The organism is Nonomuraea sp. NPDC049684 (assembly GCF_044465345.1).
GTDB lineage: Bacteria > Actinomycetota > Actinomycetes > Streptosporangiales > Streptosporangiaceae > Nonomuraea.
In genome coordinates this window covers 68,723-85,888 of record NZ_JBITLO010000005.1, presented here as the reverse complement: position 1 = coordinate 85,888, position 17,166 = coordinate 68,723, and the positions used below count along the sequence as shown (strand labels likewise).

Below are 17,166 nucleotides of genomic sequence, written 5' to 3'. Positions count from 1 at the left end.
TTCAGGGTAATGAAAGCAGGTGATCGCGCGAGGGTGAATCCCGACGATTCGACCGCGGGCCGCCGTGCAGCCAGACCATTTAGGCAGACCGTACCAGTTCGTCCTGTTTGCGGTCATGAGCGTGCCCTGACGGTCAGCGCGGCCGCGCCGAAGAGCACGACGTCCTTGTCGGTCACGATCGTCAGCGCCGGATCGCGGCCCAGCTCGGCGTCGACCGTGTCGACGTCGACGCCGAAGGTCATGCCCCTGGCGCCGTTGGCGGAGCCGTCGAAGACGTTGGCCCGCTCGCGGTCGCCGCCCTCCGGGACGATCGCGCCGGTGCCGAGCGACACCTTGTCGCCCTGGAGATCGGCGTCGCCCTCCCAGGTCACCAGCTCGGCGCGGGCCGGCGCGGCGGCCGGGCTCAGGCCGCCGAGCGGCATGCGCACCCTCCTGGCCGCGCCGCCGATCACGGTCGCCGTGTCGAGCACCACGGCCTGGCTGTACGGCTCCCGCGGCCCGGTCACGACCACCACCAGGCTCCACCCGGCGTGGCTGGAGGCCCCCGCCGCCATCGGCGCGTCGGCCGCCCACCACAGGCCGCCCGGCCGCGCCTGCCCGGCCAGCGCGGTGACGTCGGCGAACGCCTGGTAGGCCGGGCCGAGCGGCATGTCGAGAGCCGTGACGTGGTCGGGACGGACCGACACGTACGTGCGCCGCCCCGGCGCCCTGACCTTGACGGGCCCCGCCGCCGCCCCGCTCGCCGACCAGTAGAGGCCGGCCCACACGACCCGGCCGTCCTTGGGCAGGGTGAGCCGGGCCGCGCTGGAGGCGCTGGTGGCCGGGCTGGCGTCCTGGTCGAGGGGGGTCATCGGCCACAGGTCGTTGTCGCGCTGGTCGCCCTGGCGGCGCCTGGCCTCGGGACAGCCGTCGTGCTCCTCGGGACAGCTCAGCAGCGTGTTGCCGATCGCCCGGACGGCCACCCTGCCCTCGGTGGCGAACCGGGCCGAGGCCCCCACCGTGCGCACGCCCTGCGCGGCCCGCGCGTCGACGTGGAGGTCGTCGGCGTCGACGCGCACGGCGGGCCCGGCGCCCTCGGGGGCCAGCTCCGACACCAGCACGCGCAGGAACACCGCCGTGCCCTGCCCGGCGGCCAGCGGCTGCCTGACGCACCGCGCGCCCTGCCCGGCCGGCCGGCAGGACCAGCCGTCGGCCGTGCCCACGGGCTGGAGCAGCGCCACGCCGTGCCCGCGCCTGGCCGGCGGCAGCAGCGTCACGCCGGGCGGCAGCTCGACGGTCGCGGCCAGCTCGCCGCTCGGGCCGTCGCCGTCGTTGCGCAGGCGCATGCCGACGATGCCGGGCTGGGCGCGTACGAGGGCGCCGAGCGCGCCGATCGTGGCCCGCAGCCGCGCCCGGCCCCGCGGCTCCTTCCGCGGCGGCGGGACGCGCGCCGGCGGCTCGCTCGCCACGGGCAGCGGCACCGGCCGCACCGACGCCGAGGGCCGGGCCACCGGCACGGGCGTGGCCACCGGCCGCTCGGCCACCGGCGACTCCCCGGACACCAGCACGAACGCCGCCACCGCCGCGGACGCGACCGCGACGCCGCCCGCCGCCACCACCTGCTGCCGCGAGGGCGCCCGCCGCAGCGGGCCGGACAGCCGCAGCAGCCAGCCCGCGCCGCCGCCGGCCGCGCCCGCCTTGGCCAGCGCCGCGGCGTAGCCGCTGAACACCGGGCCGGCGATCAGCGGGCCGACGATGACGCGCAGGCCGCGGTTGACGTCGGTCAGTTCGAGCAGGACGCCGTGGCACTCCTCGCAGTCGTTCACGTGGTCGTCGACCGCGCGTGAGTCGCGCCTGGCCAGGCCGCCCCTGACGTAGGCGCCCATCTTGCCGAGCACCGGACGGCACTCGTGCTGCGGCGCCGCGCGCAGGTGCATCTGCAGGTACGCCTGCCGCAGCCCCTCGCGCGCCCGGTAGGCCAGCGCCGCCACCCCGTTGGCCGACAGGCCGAGCAGCGGCGCGACCTCGGCGGGCTTGCACTTCTCCACCTCGGTGTGCCAGAGCACCGCCCGCCACCGCTCGGGCAGCGACAGGAACGCCCGCGAGATCATCGACCGCTCCAGGCCGACGAGCGCGGGATCGACGAAGGGCACGCCCGCGTCGTAGCGCTCGATCTCGCCGGTGGTCACCTGGCGGCTCTCGACCCGGCCGCGGTCGTAGACGGTACGGCGCACGACGGTCAGCAGGTACGTGCGGAACCCCGACTCGGGCCCGCCGCCCCTGCCCACCAGGTCGAGGATCTTCGTGAACGACTCGGCCACGACGTCCTCGACCTCGGACTCACCCCTGACGAGCTGCCTGGCCAGCGCGCGCGCCGCGGCCACGTGACGCTCGTAGAGCCGTCCGTACGCGGTCGCGTCGCCGGCCCGGACCTCCTTCAGCAGGTCCGCATCGCTCCGCGGCGATTCCACACTCATTGTGACCTCACGATTACAGTGGGTTGCCCCGCGCAATCATTCCGCATTCTCCGTCATGACTAAACCGAAGCGGCGTCTTTACCTCTGAGGACCACGGGAGGACGCATGGACGAGGACGTGCTGTCGCGCTGGCGCGGCCGCAGCATGGCGGAGGGCTGGTCGCTGGCCGACGACTGGTGGACCCCGGCGGTGGCGTACGCGATCAAGGCCGTGACGGACGGCGGCGACCTGCCGCGCGCCTGCGAGGAGCTGGGCGCGGCGCGCGCCGGGGCGGGGGTGGGGATCACCGAGGGGCTGGGCGACCTGGCGGCGCTGTTCGCCGTCACCGATCGAGGAGAGCCGGCGTTCCCGCTGGTACGGGCATACGCGGCCGGGTGGGCCGAGCAGAGCTTCGCGCCCATGAACGATTTGCAGTGCGAAGACCCGCTGACCGGCCTGGCCACGGTGGCCTACCTGCGTACCAGACTGGGCGAGCTCTACCGGGGGGCGGTCGCGGGCGGGCACCTGCTGGTGGTGGCCGAGCCGTACGGGCAGATCGCGGAGCTGGCCGAGCGGCTGGCGGCGGCGCTCAACCTGGCCACGGCGCTGCGCAAGGTGTTCACCGGCGACGAGACGCTGGCGCTGCTCGCGCCCACCCGCGTCGGCGCGGTGACCAGGGAGGACGACGGGCTGGCCGGCAAGGTCGCCGACCTGCGCGCCACGGAGATCCTGTACGGCCGACAGCCCCGCGTCCGGGTGCGCCGGCTCCCCCGCGCGCACGCGCAGGCCCTGGCTCTCATCAGGACGCTGAGCCTGGGACCCTAAGCTTGGGCGCATGACAGACCGCGACAACCTGCTGGCCGAGATCAAGCGCAAGGCCGTCGTCCACGGCAAGGTCACGCTCTCCTCGGGCAAGGAGGCCGACTTCTACCTCGACCTGCGGCGGATCACGCTCGACGGGGTGGCCGCGCCGCTCGTCGGCAAGGTGATGCTCGACCTGACCGACGATCTCGACTTCGACGCCGTCGGCGGGCTCACGATGGGAGCCGACCCGGTGGCCTGCGCGATGCTGCACGCGGCGGCGGCGCGCGGGCGCACGCTCGACGCGTTCGTGGTGCGCAAGGCGCAGAAGTCGCACGGCATGCAGCGCCGGATCGAGGGGCCCGAGGTGAAGGGCCGCCGGGTGCTGGCCGTGGAGGACACCTCGACGACCGGCGGCTCGCCGCTGACCGCCGTCGAGGCGCTGCGGGAGGCGGGCGCCGAGGTGGTGGCCGTGGCCACGATCGTCGACCGGGGCGCGGGCGCGCGGATGGCGGAGGAGGGGCTCGACTACCGCACCGCCTTCACCCTCCAGGACCTCGGGCTGTGAAGGCCTCCCTCGCGCCCTGCTCACCGGGGGCGCGGGGGCTGCCGTTCTCGGTGACGCGGACGGTGCCCGCGTCGCCGAGCACGACGTCGAGCTCGGGCTCGAAGTAGCTGACCTCTTCGCCCCTGCTCATCTCGCGATGGTGCAGCACGTCCCCGCCGGGGACGCGGACGGTCACCGTGGGGCAGACCTCGGCCAGGCACTCGATGCGCACGGTCGGCGCCCTGCCCTCGCTCGCCCGCACGGGCGCGGCCGTGGGCGCCGGCCGCTCAGGCTGCGAGCCGGACGAGCCCACCAGGGCGCGCACGCCGACGACCACCAGCGTCACCACGGCCCCCACCGCGAGGACGACGAGGGCTGATCGGGCGATTCCCATCGGATCTGACCTGTGGCGTCCCACAGGCGGCACTGTACCCGGCGGTAACGCCGGGCCCCCGGCCGGCGCCTGAGGTCAGTGCTGGGGGTCGGTGCTGGAGGGCACGCGGTGGTGCTTGCCGTTGGGCAGCGGCAGCCGCTTGCGCTCGCGGCGCTTCTTGACGACCTCGACGATGATCGGGATCAGCGAGATGAAGACGATGATGAACACGCCCGGCAGGATGTACTTGTCGATCTGCTTGGGATCGACCTTGCTGCCGAGGAAGTAGCCGAGCAGCACCAGGCCCTCGACCCAGACCACGCCGCCGATGACGTTCCACAGGAAGAAGCGCCTGGCGGGCATCTCCAGGACGCCGGCCACCGGGTTCATGAACGTGCGGACGATCGGCACGAACCGCGCCAGCACGACCGCCCGCGCCGGGCCGAACTTCTGGAAGAACTCCTCGGCGCGCATCACGTGTTCGCGTTTGAACAGCCGCGAGTCGGGCCGGTCGAACATCTTCCGGCCGAACCTCGCCCCCAGGAAGTGGCCGAGCTGGGCGCCCGCGATGGCGCACAGCGGTGTGCCGATCACCAGGACGGGGAAGGAGATCGGCGGCGCCTCGCCCACGACCAGCGACGCGGAACTGAAGATCCCCGCCGCCACCAGCAGCGAGTCGCCCGGCAGGAAGAAGCCGAGCAGCAGACCCGTCTCGGCGAAGATGATCGCCAGGACGCCGATGGTGGCGAAGGCGCCGAGGATGGTGAGCCACCACGTCGGGTCGAGGAGATTCCAGAGCCAGTCCACCCCGTGAGCCTACCTGGAGCCGAGCGAATCGGATGTGGCCATCCGGCTCGCGTTGTCACTACCAGTTGTGGTTGGGAGCCGGGATACTGGGCAGGCGCGAAGCCGTACTTCTCAGGGAGATGACTCATGCCCATCGCGACTCCAGAGGTCTACGCCGAGATGCTCGACCGTGCCAAGGCGGGCGGGTTCGCCTATCCGGCGATCAACGTGACCTCTTCTCAGACCTTGAACGCCGCGCTGCGCGGGTTCGCCGAGGCCGAGAGCGACGGCATCGTGCAGGTGTCCACGGGCGGCGCGGAGTTCCTCTCCGGCACCACGGTCAAGGACATGGTGACGGGCGCGACCGCGCTGGCCGAGTACGCGCGGGTGGTGGCCGCCAAATACCCGGTCACGGTGGCGCTGCACACCGACCACTGCCCGAAGGACAAGCTCGACGGCTATATGCGGCCGCTGATCGACATCTCGCTGGAGCGGGTGTCCAAGGGCCTCGACCCGCTCTTCCAGTCGCACATGTGGGACGGCTCGGCCGTGCCGCTGGAGGAGAACCTGGAGATCGCCAAGGAACTCCTCGACAAGTGCGCCCGCGCCCGGATCATCATGGAGATGGAGATCGGCGTCGTCGGCGGCGAGGAGGACGGCGTCGTCGGCGAGATCAACGAGAAGCTCTACACCACCGCCGAGGACGCGCTGGCCACGGCCGAGGCCGTCGGCGTCGGCGACCGGGGCCGCTACATGCTGGCCGCCACGTTCGGCAACGTGCACGGCGTCTACAAGCCGGGCCACGTGAAGCTGCGGCCGAGCGTGCTGAAGGAGATCCAGGAGGCGGTCGGCGCCAAGTACGGCAAGGACAAGCCGTTCGACCTGGTCTTCCACGGCGGCTCCGGCTCGCTGCTGGAGGAGATCCACGAGGCCATCTCCTACGGCGTGGTGAAGATGAACGTCGACACCGACACCCAGTACGCCTTCACCAGGCCGATCGCCGACCACATGTTCCGCAACTACGACGGCGTCCTGAAGGTCGACGGCGAGGTCGGCAACAAGAAGGCCTACGATCCGCGCGCCTACGGCAAGAGCGCCGAGACCGGCATGGCGGCCCGCGTGGCGGAGGCCTGCCACAACCTCAAGAGCAGTGGGACGAAGATCTCCTAGCCACTTGGGCGGCACGGCGGGTATGACTTGTCCTATGGATAACCTTCTCGCCGGGCCGCCCCCGACTCACCTGCCGGACCTGCCCGAGGCCAGGGAGGCGCTGGAATCCGGGGCCAAGGCCGCCGACGTGGCCGCCCGCTTCCCCGCCCACCCGGCGGCCTGGGCCGCGCTCGCGGAGGAGTACTTCGCGCAGGGCCATGCCGTCACCTCCTACGCCTTCGCCCGCACGGGCTACCATCGCGGCCTCGACCAGCTGCGCAGGAACGGCTGGAAGGGCCACGGTCCCATCCCGTGGGAGCACGAGCCCAACCGCGGCTTCCTGCGCTGCCTGCACGCCCTGTCCAGAGCGGCGCAGTCCATCGGCGAGAAGGACGAGGCCGAGCGTTGCCTGCAGTTCCTCAAGGACAGCAGCGAGACCGGATATGAGGCGCTGACCAAGGGTTAGCAGCGCATTGGGCCCGCATTGGGCCCACGCGCCTTGGGACGAATAGGCAGACTCGGGTAGTCTCTCTACGCAAGAGCCCCTGTCGCACTTGCGCCAGGGGTTTCGTTTTGTGCTCGGGAGACTGAACAATGCCGGCTGCCGTTCTCGTTGGGGCCCAGTGGGGCGATGAGGGCAAGGGCAAGGCCACCGACCTGCTCGGTGGCGACGTCGACTACGTCGTCCGTTATCAGGGTGGCAACAACGCGGGACACACCGTCGTCATCGGTGACCAGAAATACGCTCTGCATCTTCTGCCGACGGGGATCCTGTCGCCGGACGTCGTACCGGTCATCGGCAACGGTGTGGTGATCGACCCGGGGGTGCTGCTGAGCGAGATCGACGGGCTGGCCGAGCGGGGCATCTCCGCCGAACGCCTGCTGATCTCGTCCAACGCGCACCTGATCATGCCGCACCACAAGGCGCTGGACAAGGTCACCGAGCGCTATCTGGGCAAGGCCAAGATCGGCACCACCGGACGCGGCATCGGCCCCGCGTACGGCGACAAGATCGCCCGGATGGGCGTGCGGGTCCAGGACCTGCTCGACCCGGGCATCCTGGCCAAGAAGATCGAGGTCGCCCTGACCGAGAAGAACCAGGTGCTGACCAAGGTCTACAACCGGCGCGGCATCGACCCGGCCGCCGTGCTGGAGGAGTACCTGGCCTACGCCGAACGGCTCAAGCCGCACATCGCCGACACCTCGCTGGTGCTGTCCAAGGCGCTGGACGAGGGCAAGTTCGTGCTGCTGGAGGGCGGTCAGGGCACGCTGCTGGACATCGACCACGGCACGTACCCGTTCGTCACCTCCTCCTCGCCGACGTCCGGGGGCGCGTGCGCCGGGGCGGGCATCCCGCCGAACCGGCTCACGAAGATCATCGGGATTCTGAAGGCGTACACGACCCGCGTGGGCTCGGGGCCGTTCCCGACCGAGCTGACCGACGAGACGGGCGAGTGGCTGCGCAGGACCGGCGGCGAGTACGGCGTCACCACCGGCCGCAACCGGCGCTGCGGCTGGTTCGACGCGGTGATCGCCCGCTACGCGACCCGGATCAACGGGATCACCGACTACTTCCTCACCAAGCTCGACATCCTGTCGGGGCTGGAGCGCATCCCGGTGTGCGTGGCCTACGAGGTCGACGGCGTGCGGTTCGACGAGATCCCGATGACCCAGACCGACTTCCACCACGCGGTCCCGGTCTACGAGGAGCTGCCGGGCTGGAAGGAGGACATCTCCAACGCCAAGTCGTTCGACGACCTGCCGCCGAACGCGCAGTCGTACGTGCGGGCGCTGGAGGAGATGAGCGGGGCGCCCATCTCGGCGATCGGCGTCGGCCCCGGCCGCGACCAGACCGTCGTGGTGCGGTCGCTGGTCTGACCGGCACGTGACGAGGGGCCCGGCGCGGGAACGCGCCGGGCCCCTCGCGTGTCACGCGGCTACGGCCGGCCTGCGGGCCCCTCCTCCGCCGGGTCGCCGGCGGTGAGGACGGCGGCGGTCATCGGGGTGTGCAGGGTCCAGCCCAGCGTCTCGTACAGGGCCTGGCCAGCGGCGGTGGCGACCAGGATGCCCGTACGGGCGCCGCGGGAGACGGCGGCGGCGGCGAGCGCGGCCATGACGACCGTGCCGAGGCCGCGCCGGCGGTGCTCGGCGGCCGTCTCCACCTGGTCGATCACGGCGGCCCGGTCCGCGACGGCGAACTGGCCGCGCGCCGCGACCTCGCCCGCGGCCGTGAGCAGCCGGGCCACGGTCACCCCCGCCCTGGTGGTGATCGCCAGGGTGTAGCCGGCGGGGGCCTTCGGGGTGGTGCGGGCCAGGGACGCGGTGGTCATCATGTACTCCTGCTCCTGCACGGACCATCGCGGGGGCAGGGAGGGGGCGACCGCCTCGGCGGGGGCGCAGAGCTTGAGCCAGGTGCCGGGGACGGTGAGGGCGCCGGTCAGGTGGTCCAGGATCTCCGGGGTAGGGGTGGGGACGACGTGCCGCGCCACGTGGCCGGGAAGGCCGACGTCCACTCTGAGGCCCCAGGGTTCGGGTACGGGCCGAGGGGCGTTGCGGGAGATCACCCAGCCGTCCACCCATGCCCGGACTGTTGCTGAATGGGCATGTTTGAGAACCTCCGTCATGAGCTCCAGCTTATTGCAAGGTAGTTGCATTTATCGTGCAATAAGCGGGCGGAGAGTCCTCTTGACGCCTTCACTGCCGACCTGGGCGTAGCAGGATAAAAAGGACACGGCGTGGCACTGCCTCAGCGGCCCTCCAGCCAGGTAGTGTCCCCGGTGTGCGCGTTGAGATTCATGGTCACCGGGGAGCGCGGGGCCTGTGGCCGGAGAACACCCTGCCAGGGCTGAGCCGCACGATGGAGCTGGGCGTTCACGCGCTTGAGCTCGACGTCGCCCTCACCGCCGATCGCCGCCTCGTGCTCACGCACGACCTCACGGTCTCGGCCGTCACCAGTGCCGACCGCCGGCCGCTGCGGCAGGACGATCCGCTCTTCCCGTACGTGGGCAAGCCGATCAACGCGCTCAGCCTCGCCCAGCTGCGCACGCTCGACGTGGGCGTACGCCTGCCGCGCCACCTCGACGACCCGTTCGCGCTCACCCAGGTCGCCATGCCGGAGACCAGGATGCCCACGCTCGGCGCGGTGCTCGGGCTGGTCAACGCCTACGAGGCCGAGCACGTGCGGCTGCACGTCGAGCTGAAGTCCGACCCGACCAGGCCGGAGCTGACGGCCGACCCGGAGATGTTCACCGAGCTGGTGGTCGAGGAGCTCGACCGGCACGGCAGGCTGGGCAACGCCGCCGTCCTCAGCTTCGACTGGCGGGTCATCAGGCACGCGGCCCGGCTGGCGCCGGCGGCCAGGCGGTTCGCGCTGATCGAGCTCGACACGCTCCACTGGCACGAGGGCGGGCTGGGCGACGACATCCCGGCCGCCGCCCGCGAGGCCGGGGCCACCACGCTGTCGCCCGAGCACGTGATGGTCGACGAGAAGCTGATGGCCCAGGCGGCCGCGGCCGGCCTCGACGTGGCGGTCTGGACGGTCAACGACCAGGCCCTGGCCGGTCGCATGATCGACCTCGGCGTGGCCGGGATCGTGACCGACTACCCCGACCGCATGCGGGAGCTGTGGCGCGAGCGCGGCCTCGACCTGCCGGAGGGCGTCCGGCCGCTCAAGCCCGTGAGCGTCTGAGCATCGCCCGAGCCCGTGAGCGTCTGAGCGTCTGAGCGACGCTCAAGCGCTTGAGCCTCTGGGCGCGGCGCTCAGAGCCAGCCGTTGCGGCGGAAGCCGCGGTGCAGCAGCACGCAGGCCGTGATCATCACGGCCAGCACCGCCGGATAGCCCCAGACCTGCTTGGTCTCGGGCATGAAGTCGAAGTTCATGCCGTAGATGCCGGCGATCATCGTCGGCACGGCCAGGATGGCGACCCACGACGAGATCTTGCGCATGTCCTCGTTGGCCAGGGCGTTCGAGCGGGCCAGGGCGGCCTGCAGGATCGAGCTGCACAGTTCGTTGGAGGACTCGACCTGCTCGCACACGCGGGACAGGTGGTCGCCGACGTCGCGGAAGTACTCGCGCATCTCCGAGGGGATGACGCGGCGCTGCGGCAGCGCCGACAGCGGCGACTGCAGCGGGGTCACGGCCCGCTTCATCTCCAGCATCTCCCGCTTGAGCTGGTAGATCCGGTTGATGTCGCGGGAGCTGACGTCGGCGAAGACGGTCGCCTCGACCTCTTCGAGCTCCAGCTGCATCAGGTCGGCCACCTGGAGGTACTGGTCGACGACGTGGTCGGCGATGGCGTGCAGCACGCCGGCCGGGCCGCGGTTCATCAGCTTGGGCTTGTCCTCAAGGCGCTCGCGGACCAGGGTGAGCGGGCAGTGCTCGCCGTGGCGCACGGTGACCACGAAGTCGACGCCGAGGAACACCATGATCTCGCCGGTGGCGATGATCTCGCTGTTGGCCGTCAGCTCGTCGTGGTCGAGGTAGGCGACCGTCTTCAGCACCATGAACATCGACTCGCCGTAGCGCTCGACCTTGGGACGCTGGTGGGCCTTGACGGCGTCCTCTACGGCCAGCGGGTGCAGCCCGAAGACCTCGGACAACCACTCCACCTCGGGCGCCTCGGGCTCGTGCAGCCCGACCCAGACGAACGCGTTCGCGCCGTCGGAGTTCTTGTTGTGCTCGCGGACGAGGTCGAGGGACTCGACGATGCCCGGGGCGCAGACCTTCTTACCCTGGATGTAGGCGCCGAATTCGACGATGGAGTCGACAGGGGGCACGCAGACCTCACGCACCGGCTTGGTGAGCGGGCGTGCGGCATGCGGCTGAACAGGGTGACGGTTGATGCGACGGAAAAGCGTGGACGAGCGCATGGCAGTCCCTTTCCGCCCGACCTGGCACGCTCCACGCGCGATGAAAAGTCACCTCAATCGAACACAAATGCGTGGAGGCACGATCAGGCTGCCGGATTGGAGTGGTCGGGGGTAACTGGGGCGTACGTGGGAGAGCACGTACTGCTGGGATCACCAGGATTCATCCCGGACCACCTCCAATCACAAGAGACGCCGCAAAGCCGCCTTAACCTACCACAGGCGGGTGAACCCAAACGACGATACTCGCCGGAGGGCGCTCGGTTCAGGTAGAACCGCACAAAGATGCGGGCTTGTTCCGGCATTCGACGTGCCCGCGACCCGCCCGGAACCTGCTCGGGGTCCGCCCGGAACGCGCCCGCCACCTGCCCGCCGCCTGCCCGCCGCCCGCCCGGGACCCGCGCCGGGCGAGGGGGCCGGGCCTGCGACAATGGGGCACGTGCGCGTTCTAGTCATTGGTTCCGGAGGGCGTGAGCACGCCCTGTGCCGTTCGCTCAAACTCGATCCCCAGGTCAGCGAGCTCCACTGTGCTCCCGGTAACGCGGGCATCGAAGGCGTCGCGACCGTTCATCCCGTCGATCCCGTCGATCCCGCGCAGGTGGCCGAGCTGGCCGGGCGGCTGGGGGCCGACCTCGTCGTCATCGGGCCGGAGGCGCCGCTCGTCGCGGGCGTGGCCGACGCCGTGCGCGAGGCCGGCATCGCCTGCTTCGGCCCGACCCGCGAGGCGGCCATGCTCGAAGGCTCCAAGGCGTTCGCCAAGGAGATCATGAAGGCCGCCGACGTGCCCACCGCCCGGGCCCGCACGTGCGAGACCGAGGAGGAGGCCGCCGCCGCGCTCGACGAGTTCGGCGCACCCTACGTCGTCAAGGACGACGGCCTCGCCGCGGGCAAGGGCGTGGTCGTCACGCGCGACCGCGACCAGGCGCTGGAGCACGCGCGGGCCTGCGAGCGGGTGGTCATCGAGGAGTTCCTCGACGGGCCGGAGGTGTCGCTGTTCGCGCTCTGCGACGGCAGCACGGCGGTGCCGCTCCAGCTCGCCCAGGACTTCAAGCGCGCCTACGACGGCGACGAGGGGCCCAACACCGGCGGCATGGGCGCGTACACGCCGCTCCCCTGGGCTCCGGAGGGGCTGACCGAGCAGGTCATGCGCGAGGTCGTGCACCCGACGATCGCCGAGCTGGGGCGGCGCGGGCTGCCGTACCAGGGGGTGCTCTACGTGGGGCTGGCCCTGACCGGGAAGGGGCCGAAGGTGGTCGAGTTCAACGCCCGCTTCGGCGACCCCGAGACACAGGTGCTGCTCGACCGGCTGGAGACGCCGCTCGGCGGGCTGCTGATGGCCTGCGCCACCGGCGAGCTGGGCCTCGACCCGGTGTTCAAGGACGGCTCGGCGGTGACCGTGGTGATCGCGGCGGAGAACTACCCCGACTCCCCGGTCAAGGGCGACGTGATCACCGGCCTGACCGAGACCGACAACGCGTACGTGATCCACGCCGGCACCGCGCGCGGCCCCGGCGGCGAGGTCGTCTCCAACGGCGGCCGGGTGCTGACCGTCGTCGGCCACGGCCCCGACCAGGCCAGCGCCCGCCGCAACGCCTACGACCTCGTCGACCGCGTCGAGCTGCGCGGCTCGCACCACAGGACGGACATCGCCCGATGAAGCATCTGCACTCCGGCAAGGTACGCGACCTCTACGAGACCGACGAGGGCCTGCTGCTGATGGTCGCCTCCGACCGCATCTCGGCCTTCGACTACGTGCTGGAGCCCGGCATCCCCGACAAGGGCGCCATCCTCACGCAGATGTCGCTGTGGTGGTTCGACCAGCTCAAGGACGTCGTGCCCAACCACATCCTGGCCAGGGGCGACGACGCGCGCAGCGTGGTGTGCACGCCGCTGCGCATGGTCCAGGTGGAGTGCGTGGCCCGCGGCTACCTGACCGGCGGCGGCCTGTCGGAGTACCGCGCGACCGGCACGGTCTCCGGGGTGCCGCTGCCCCCGGGGCTGGAGGACGGCTCCCGCCTGCCGGAGCCGATCTTCACCCCCTCGACGAAGGCCCCGCAGGGCGAGCACGACGAGCCGATCTCCTTCGATCAGGTGGTCGCCGAGGTCGGCGCGGAGACGGCCGGCGAGCTGCGGCGCATCACGCTCGACGTCTACACGCGCGGCGCGGAGATCGCCCGCGAGCGCGGCATCATCCTGGCCGACACCAAGATCGAGCTGGGCTGGGACGCCGACGGCGTGCTGACCCTGGGCGACGAGGTGCTGACGCCGGACTCGTCGCGGTTCTGGCCGGCCGACGAATGGCAGCCGGGCCGGGCGCAACCTTCTTTCGATAAGCAATATGTACGTGATTGGCTACTGTCGCCCGAATCTGGATGGGACAAATCCTCTGGAAACCCCCCACCTCGACTTCCCGAGCACGTTGTCGAGCGCACAAGGCAGCGATACCTAGAAGCGTATGAGCGCGTCACGGGGGCTCCCTTTAGCGGATGATTCGGCTGGGTCACCTGGTGTCAGCCACTACTGTTGGCCCGATCGAGCCTCACCGTTGATTTCAAGGAGCCGCACGAAATGGTCCGTTACCGCGTGCGCGGTGGCAACGCACTGCGTGGAACCGCGTTCATCCAGGGCGCGAAGAACGCCGTGCTTCCCATGATCGGTGCGGCTCTGCTGGCCGCCAAGGGCCGTACCGTGCTGCGGAACGTGCCGATCATCGAAGACGTCCGGCGCGCGGTCGAGCTGGCCGAGGCGATCGGCGCGTACGTGGAGCTGCACGAGTCCGAGCGCACGCTGGTCATCGACGCCTCCCGGCTGAGCAGCCCCGTGCTGCCGGCCGAGATCGCGCGCCGGTTCCGCGGCTCGGTGCTGTTCACCCCCGCGCTGCTCCACCGGCTGGGCGAGGCGATCGTGGAGGGCGTGGGCGGCTGCAACCTCGGCAGCCGCAACCTCGACTTCCACTACCTGGGCTACAAGCGGCTGGGCGCGGTCGTCGACGAGGGCGAGACCGTCATCCACGTCAAGGCCAGCGGCCTGACCGGCGCGACGCTCTACCTCGACACGCCCTCCCACACCGGCACCGAGAACCTGATCATGGCCGCCGCCCTGGCCAAGGGCACGACGGTGATCGAGAACGCGGCCCTTGAGCCGGAAGTGCTCGACGTCATCGACATGCTCACCAAGATGGGCGCGCGCATCAGCGGCGGCGGCACCGGGTTCATCACCGTCGAGGGCGTGGAGGAGCTGCACGCCGTCGAGCACACCGTGATGCCCGACCGGCTCGACGCGGGCGTGTTCGCGATGGCCGCGGCGATCACCGGCGGCGAGCTCAGCCTCGTGGGCACCGGCCTCGACCTGGGCGTCGTCCGCTACAAGCTGGAGCAGATGGGCGTCGACTTCGCCCGGCAGGGCGCGGTGCTGCACGTGCGGTGCGACCGCCCGCTGCGGCCCATCAACATCATCACCGACACCTACCCCGGGTTCGCGACCGACCTGCAGTCGCCGATGATGACGGTGGCCGCCCTGGCCGACGGCACGAGCTACATCCACGAGCGCATCTTCGACGGCCGTTTCGCCCTGGCCGGCGAGCTCAACAAGATGGGCGCCGACGTCGAGGTCGACGACAGCAGGGCCGTCGTGCGCGGGCGCACGCCGCTCAGGGGCGCGCAAGTCACGGCGCACGATCTGCGCTCCGGTATCGCGCTCGTGCTCGCCGGTCTGGCGGCCGAAGGCGAGACCGTCATCGAGTCCGGATACCTCATCGATCGCGGCCACGCACATCTCGCGACGCGAATGCGCGCGCTCGGCGCGGACATTACACGAGAGATTTCTGAGCGCTAAAAAACATGAGAAAAACCGCGTTGAGCTGCTGAGACATCTTGTCGGGCGGTCAACCAGAACGACTTTCCGGAAAAGTCGGGCGTGACATTACGGCCCCCGCGAGCGATCGTTCCAAAAGAGAGCACTGCAACGGACGGCAGGATGGGACGAACATTGGTCGAGAGGGCCGAAGAAACTCCCCGAGTGTCACGCCCGGGCGCCATGACACCGGACCTCACCATCGGCGTGGTCGGACCCCACGACCTGGTCGAGCGAGTCATGCTGATGGGTCACGCCGCGGCACCGCTGCCGTGTCGCCTGGTCGCGGCCGCTTACCGCGATGAGCAGGAGGCGCCCGACAAGGTGACGCGGCTCGGTCCCGGTGTCGACGCGTGCCTGTTCGCCAGCCCGGTCCCTTACGACCTGGCCCGGCGATCAGGCGTGCTGACGATGCCCGCGACCTACGTGCAACTCGGCGGAGCGGCATTGGTGGCGGCGCTGGCGAAGGCCGCACTTGACACTCGGATGGACCCGCAACGGGTCAGCGTGGACGTGGTCAGCAGGGCGGACGTCGAGGAGGCGTACACCGACCTCGGCATACCGGCCACGGACGTGCACAGCCGCGACGAGCCCGGAGCCACGGGCACGATCGCGGCCTACCACGAACGGCTGGCCCGCCAGGGCGCCACCTCGGGGGCACTGACGTGCCTGCCCGCGGTGGCCGAACGCCTGCACGCCGCGGGCGTGCCGGTCATCAGGATCAGGCCGACCTCGGCCGCGGTCCGGACGGCGCTGCACACCGCGGCGCTGCTCGGGGCGCATCACCGGCTGGAGGAGTCGCAGCTCACCGTGGTGCTGGTGGAGGTGCCGACGCTGCGCGAGCCCGTGCGGCGCGCGGCGCCGCGCTACTGGCGCGACGAGCTGCGGCTGTCGCTGCACCGGTTACTGGTCCAGGAGGCGAACCGGATCAACGCGACGGTCTGGCCCATCGACGATCACAGTTACCTGGTCACCGCGACCAGGGGCTCGATCGCCGCGGCCACCGACGGGTTCAGGGTGCTGCCCTTCGCGGCACGGATCCGGGACGAGCTGGGGCTGGCGGTCGAGGTGGGCGTCGGGATGGGACGGACGACGCACGACGCGGAGTCGCACGCGCGGGCCGCGCTGGCCCGTACCCAGGCGGGCAAGCAGGCGCAGGGGTTCGCGGTGGACCGCGAGGGCCGGGCCCTCATCCCGGCCCCCCGGATGCCACCCTCCGGGTCGACCGCGCTCAAGCCGAAGGGCGTGGAGGTGCTGGCCAGGCTGGCGGCCAAGCTCGAAGGCGGCGACACGGTGGTCGACGCCGAGGGCGCGGGCAAGATGCTCGGGGTGACGCCGCGCACGGCTCGGCGGTTGCTGCGCACGCTGGTTGACGAGGGACTCGCGTGGCCGCTTCCGCCGAACCGCACGCCGCAGCCGGGGCGTCCGCGCCAGCTCTACCGGCTCATCGTGGAGAAGCTCGGACCGCGGTGACCGTACGGGGCCCGTCGTCCCATTTCAGGGGCGACGGGTGCCCGGTTCTTGACCTGGGGAGTCAAAGGTACAGACAATCCGCTTGACTCTTGTGGTCTTATTGGTTGACCCGAGTAGATGCGGGTATGTTCTCCCACGCCCCCGATCGACGGGATTCGGACGGGGGCGCCAAACTTTCCCGCGCAGCCCCGTCGCCGCCGTCCTTTTTACGGAAGGCGTCCGGACGGGGCTGTGAGGCCGTTTGGGGGCACTGCCGGACCGGCGGGCATGTCCGGATATAGCCGGTCACCACAACCCGCCTGGGACGCTTTCAGCAGGCGCACACGATTCCCGCACCGCGTTCAGCAGGCGCACGCGATCCCCGACACCGGCGCGGTCAGGGCGTCGACCGGTCGCCGGCTCACTCCCGAGGCGGTCTCGACCGGAAAGCCCTCCCTGGCCCAGTACTCGAAACCGCCGAGCATCTCCTTGACCGCGTAGCCGAGCCTGGCGAACTCCAGCGCGGCCCGCGTGGCGCCGTTGCAGCCGGGACCCCAGCAGTAGGTGACGACGGTGACGTCCCGGGGGATCAGCGCGGCGGCCCCGGCGGCGATCTCGGCCGTCGGCAGGTGCACCGCCCCCTGGACGTGCCCCTGCTCCCAGCTCTCCCGGCTGCGCGAGTCCACGACCACGACGCCCGGCGCGCCGGCGGCCAGGTCGGCGGCCACGTCGGAGACGTCGGTCTCGAAGGCCAGGCGGGCGGCGAAGTGGGCGAGGGCGGCGGCGTTGGAGGCGGCCGGGGTGGAGGTGACGGCTGACACGACATTTCCCTTCATCGCTGGTCAGTCCCGATCGTCTCAACCGGCCCGCCCGCTCAACAGTGGCACGAAAGCCGCCTGTCGCTA

The 17,166-nt window shown here is 71.1% G+C and carries 16 protein-coding genes; 10 read left to right on the top strand and 6 right to left on the bottom strand.

Translation table 11 applies throughout. The annotated features are described in order from the left end of the window. Positions 1-113: 113 nt before the first annotated feature. Positions 114-2,450 carry a sigma-70 family RNA polymerase sigma factor gene (locus tag ACIBST_RS17445; RefSeq protein ID WP_397172704.1) on the bottom strand — a complete coding sequence of 779 codons (2,337 nt, stop codon included), beginning with the start codon at positions 2,448-2,450 and terminating at the stop codon, positions 114-116. A 111-nt stretch (positions 2,451-2,561) separates the two neighbouring features. On the opposite strand from ACIBST_RS17445, the gene ACIBST_RS17440 reads away from it, so the two are divergent. After that, the gene (locus ACIBST_RS17440; RefSeq protein WP_397172703.1) at positions 2,562-3,260 is read left to right on the top strand and encodes a hypothetical protein; all 699 of its coding nucleotides are present in this window, start codon (positions 2,562-2,564) and stop codon (positions 3,258-3,260) included. 10 nt (positions 3,261-3,270) lie between these two features. Continuing rightward, positions 3,271-3,804, top strand: a complete 534-nt coding sequence (pyrE, locus tag ACIBST_RS17435; protein ID WP_352357535.1) for an orotate phosphoribosyltransferase — start codon at positions 3,271-3,273, stop codon at positions 3,802-3,804. On the opposite strand, the gene ACIBST_RS17430 is transcribed toward pyrE, so the two are convergent. Continuing rightward, entirely contained in the window at positions 3,779-4,177 is a 399-nt protein-coding gene (locus tag ACIBST_RS17430) for a hypothetical protein (protein WP_397172701.1), read from the bottom strand. The genes pyrE and ACIBST_RS17430 overlap by 26 nt on opposite strands. A 75-nt stretch (positions 4,178-4,252) precedes the next feature. Next, on the bottom strand, positions 4,253-4,963 hold the full coding sequence (locus tag ACIBST_RS17425; protein ID WP_397172699.1) for a DedA family protein: 711 nt from the start codon (positions 4,961-4,963) through the stop codon (positions 4,253-4,255). 126 nt (positions 4,964-5,089) lie between these two features. On the opposite strand from ACIBST_RS17425, the gene fbaA reads away from it, so the two are divergent. The 3 genes from fbaA to ACIBST_RS17410 all read left to right on the top strand — a co-directional run bounded on the left by fbaA (position 5,090) and on the right by ACIBST_RS17410 (position 7,969). Further along, on the top strand, positions 5,090-6,112 hold the full coding sequence (gene fbaA, locus ACIBST_RS17420) for a class II fructose-bisphosphate aldolase (protein ID WP_352318009.1): 1,023 nt from the start codon (positions 5,090-5,092) through the stop codon (positions 6,110-6,112). A gap of 34 nt (positions 6,113-6,146) precedes the next feature. Further along, positions 6,147-6,557: a DUF3151 domain-containing protein gene (locus tag ACIBST_RS17415; RefSeq protein ID WP_352318011.1), complete on the top strand. Its 411-nt coding sequence runs from the start codon at positions 6,147-6,149 to the stop codon at positions 6,555-6,557. 128 nt (positions 6,558-6,685) lie between these two features. Beyond that, positions 6,686-7,969 carry an adenylosuccinate synthase gene (locus tag ACIBST_RS17410; RefSeq protein ID WP_397172697.1) on the top strand — a complete coding sequence of 428 codons (1,284 nt, stop codon included), beginning with the start codon at positions 6,686-6,688 and terminating at the stop codon, positions 7,967-7,969. A 59-nt stretch (positions 7,970-8,028) separates the two neighbouring features. On the opposite strand, the gene ACIBST_RS17405 is transcribed toward ACIBST_RS17410, so the two are convergent. Beyond that, complete coding sequence (locus ACIBST_RS17405) at positions 8,029-8,604, bottom strand: GNAT family N-acetyltransferase (protein ID WP_397172695.1); 576 nt, start codon at positions 8,602-8,604, stop codon at positions 8,029-8,031. Between the two features lie 266 nt (positions 8,605-8,870). Between ACIBST_RS17405 and ACIBST_RS17400 the strand changes: the two genes are divergently transcribed. Then, positions 8,871-9,779 carry a glycerophosphodiester phosphodiesterase family protein gene (locus tag ACIBST_RS17400; protein ID WP_397172693.1) on the top strand — a complete coding sequence of 303 codons (909 nt, stop codon included), beginning with the start codon at positions 8,871-8,873 and terminating at the stop codon, positions 9,777-9,779. Between the two features lie 71 nt (positions 9,780-9,850). On the opposite strand, the gene corA is transcribed toward ACIBST_RS17400, so the two are convergent. After that, positions 9,851-10,867: a magnesium/cobalt transporter CorA gene (gene corA, locus ACIBST_RS17395; RefSeq protein WP_397172691.1), complete on the bottom strand. Its 1,017-nt coding sequence runs from the start codon at positions 10,865-10,867 to the stop codon at positions 9,851-9,853. A 529-nt stretch (positions 10,868-11,396) separates the two neighbouring features. Here corA and purD point away from each other — a divergent pair. The 4 genes from purD (at position 11,397) to ACIBST_RS17375 (ending at position 16,282) form a co-directional block, all read left to right on the top strand. Beyond that, the gene (purD, locus tag ACIBST_RS17390; RefSeq protein WP_397172690.1) at positions 11,397-12,614 is read left to right on the top strand and encodes a phosphoribosylamine--glycine ligase; all 1,218 of its coding nucleotides are present in this window, start codon (positions 11,397-11,399) and stop codon (positions 12,612-12,614) included. Then, positions 12,611-13,447 carry a phosphoribosylaminoimidazolesuccinocarboxamide synthase gene (locus ACIBST_RS17385; protein WP_397172688.1) on the top strand — a complete coding sequence of 279 codons (837 nt, stop codon included), beginning with the start codon at positions 12,611-12,613 and terminating at the stop codon, positions 13,445-13,447. Before purD ends, ACIBST_RS17385 begins: the two co-directional genes overlap by 4 nt. Before the next feature lie 78 nt (positions 13,448-13,525). Further along, the gene (murA, locus tag ACIBST_RS17380; protein WP_397172686.1) at positions 13,526-14,791 is read left to right on the top strand and encodes a UDP-N-acetylglucosamine 1-carboxyvinyltransferase; all 1,266 of its coding nucleotides are present in this window, start codon (positions 13,526-13,528) and stop codon (positions 14,789-14,791) included. 201 nt (positions 14,792-14,992) lie between these two features. Continuing rightward, positions 14,993-16,282, top strand: a complete 1,290-nt coding sequence (locus ACIBST_RS17375; RefSeq protein WP_352357559.1) for a GTP cyclohydrolase IIa — start codon at positions 14,993-14,995, stop codon at positions 16,280-16,282. A 341-nt stretch (positions 16,283-16,623) separates the two neighbouring features. Here the strand turns inward: ACIBST_RS17375 and ACIBST_RS17370 are convergent, their stop codons facing one another. Beyond that, a complete protein-coding gene (locus tag ACIBST_RS17370) occupies positions 16,624-17,082 on the bottom strand; it encodes a rhodanese-like domain-containing protein (protein WP_397172684.1) in 459 nt (152 codons plus the stop codon). Positions 17,083-17,166 lie beyond the last annotated feature (84 nt).

What these genes read in the sequence shown, in the direction of transcription:
- ACIBST_RS17410 (WP_397172697.1), top strand. Translation starts at nt 6,686, where the DNA reads ATGCCGGCTGCCGTTCTCGTTGGGGCCCAGTGGGGCGATGAGGGCAAG.
- ACIBST_RS17385 (WP_397172688.1), top strand. Translation starts at nt 12,611, where the DNA reads ATGAAGCATCTGCACTCCGGCAAGGTACGCGACCTCTACGAGACCGAC.
- ACIBST_RS17430 (WP_397172701.1), bottom strand. Translation starts at nt 4,177, where the DNA reads ATGGGAATCGCCCGATCAGCCCTCGTCGTCCTCGCGGTGGGGGCCGTG.
- fbaA (WP_352318009.1), top strand. Translation starts at nt 5,090, where the DNA reads ATGCCCATCGCGACTCCAGAGGTCTACGCCGAGATGCTCGACCGTGCC.
- pyrE (WP_352357535.1), top strand. Translation starts at nt 3,271, where the DNA reads ATGACAGACCGCGACAACCTGCTGGCCGAGATCAAGCGCAAGGCCGTC.
- ACIBST_RS17440 (WP_397172703.1), top strand. Translation starts at nt 2,562, where the DNA reads ATGGACGAGGACGTGCTGTCGCGCTGGCGCGGCCGCAGCATGGCGGAG.
- ACIBST_RS17375 (WP_352357559.1), top strand. Translation starts at nt 14,993, where the DNA reads ATGACACCGGACCTCACCATCGGCGTGGTCGGACCCCACGACCTGGTC.
- ACIBST_RS17415 (WP_352318011.1), top strand. Translation starts at nt 6,147, where the DNA reads ATGGATAACCTTCTCGCCGGGCCGCCCCCGACTCACCTGCCGGACCTG.
- murA (WP_397172686.1), top strand. Translation starts at nt 13,526, where the DNA reads ATGGTCCGTTACCGCGTGCGCGGTGGCAACGCACTGCGTGGAACCGCG.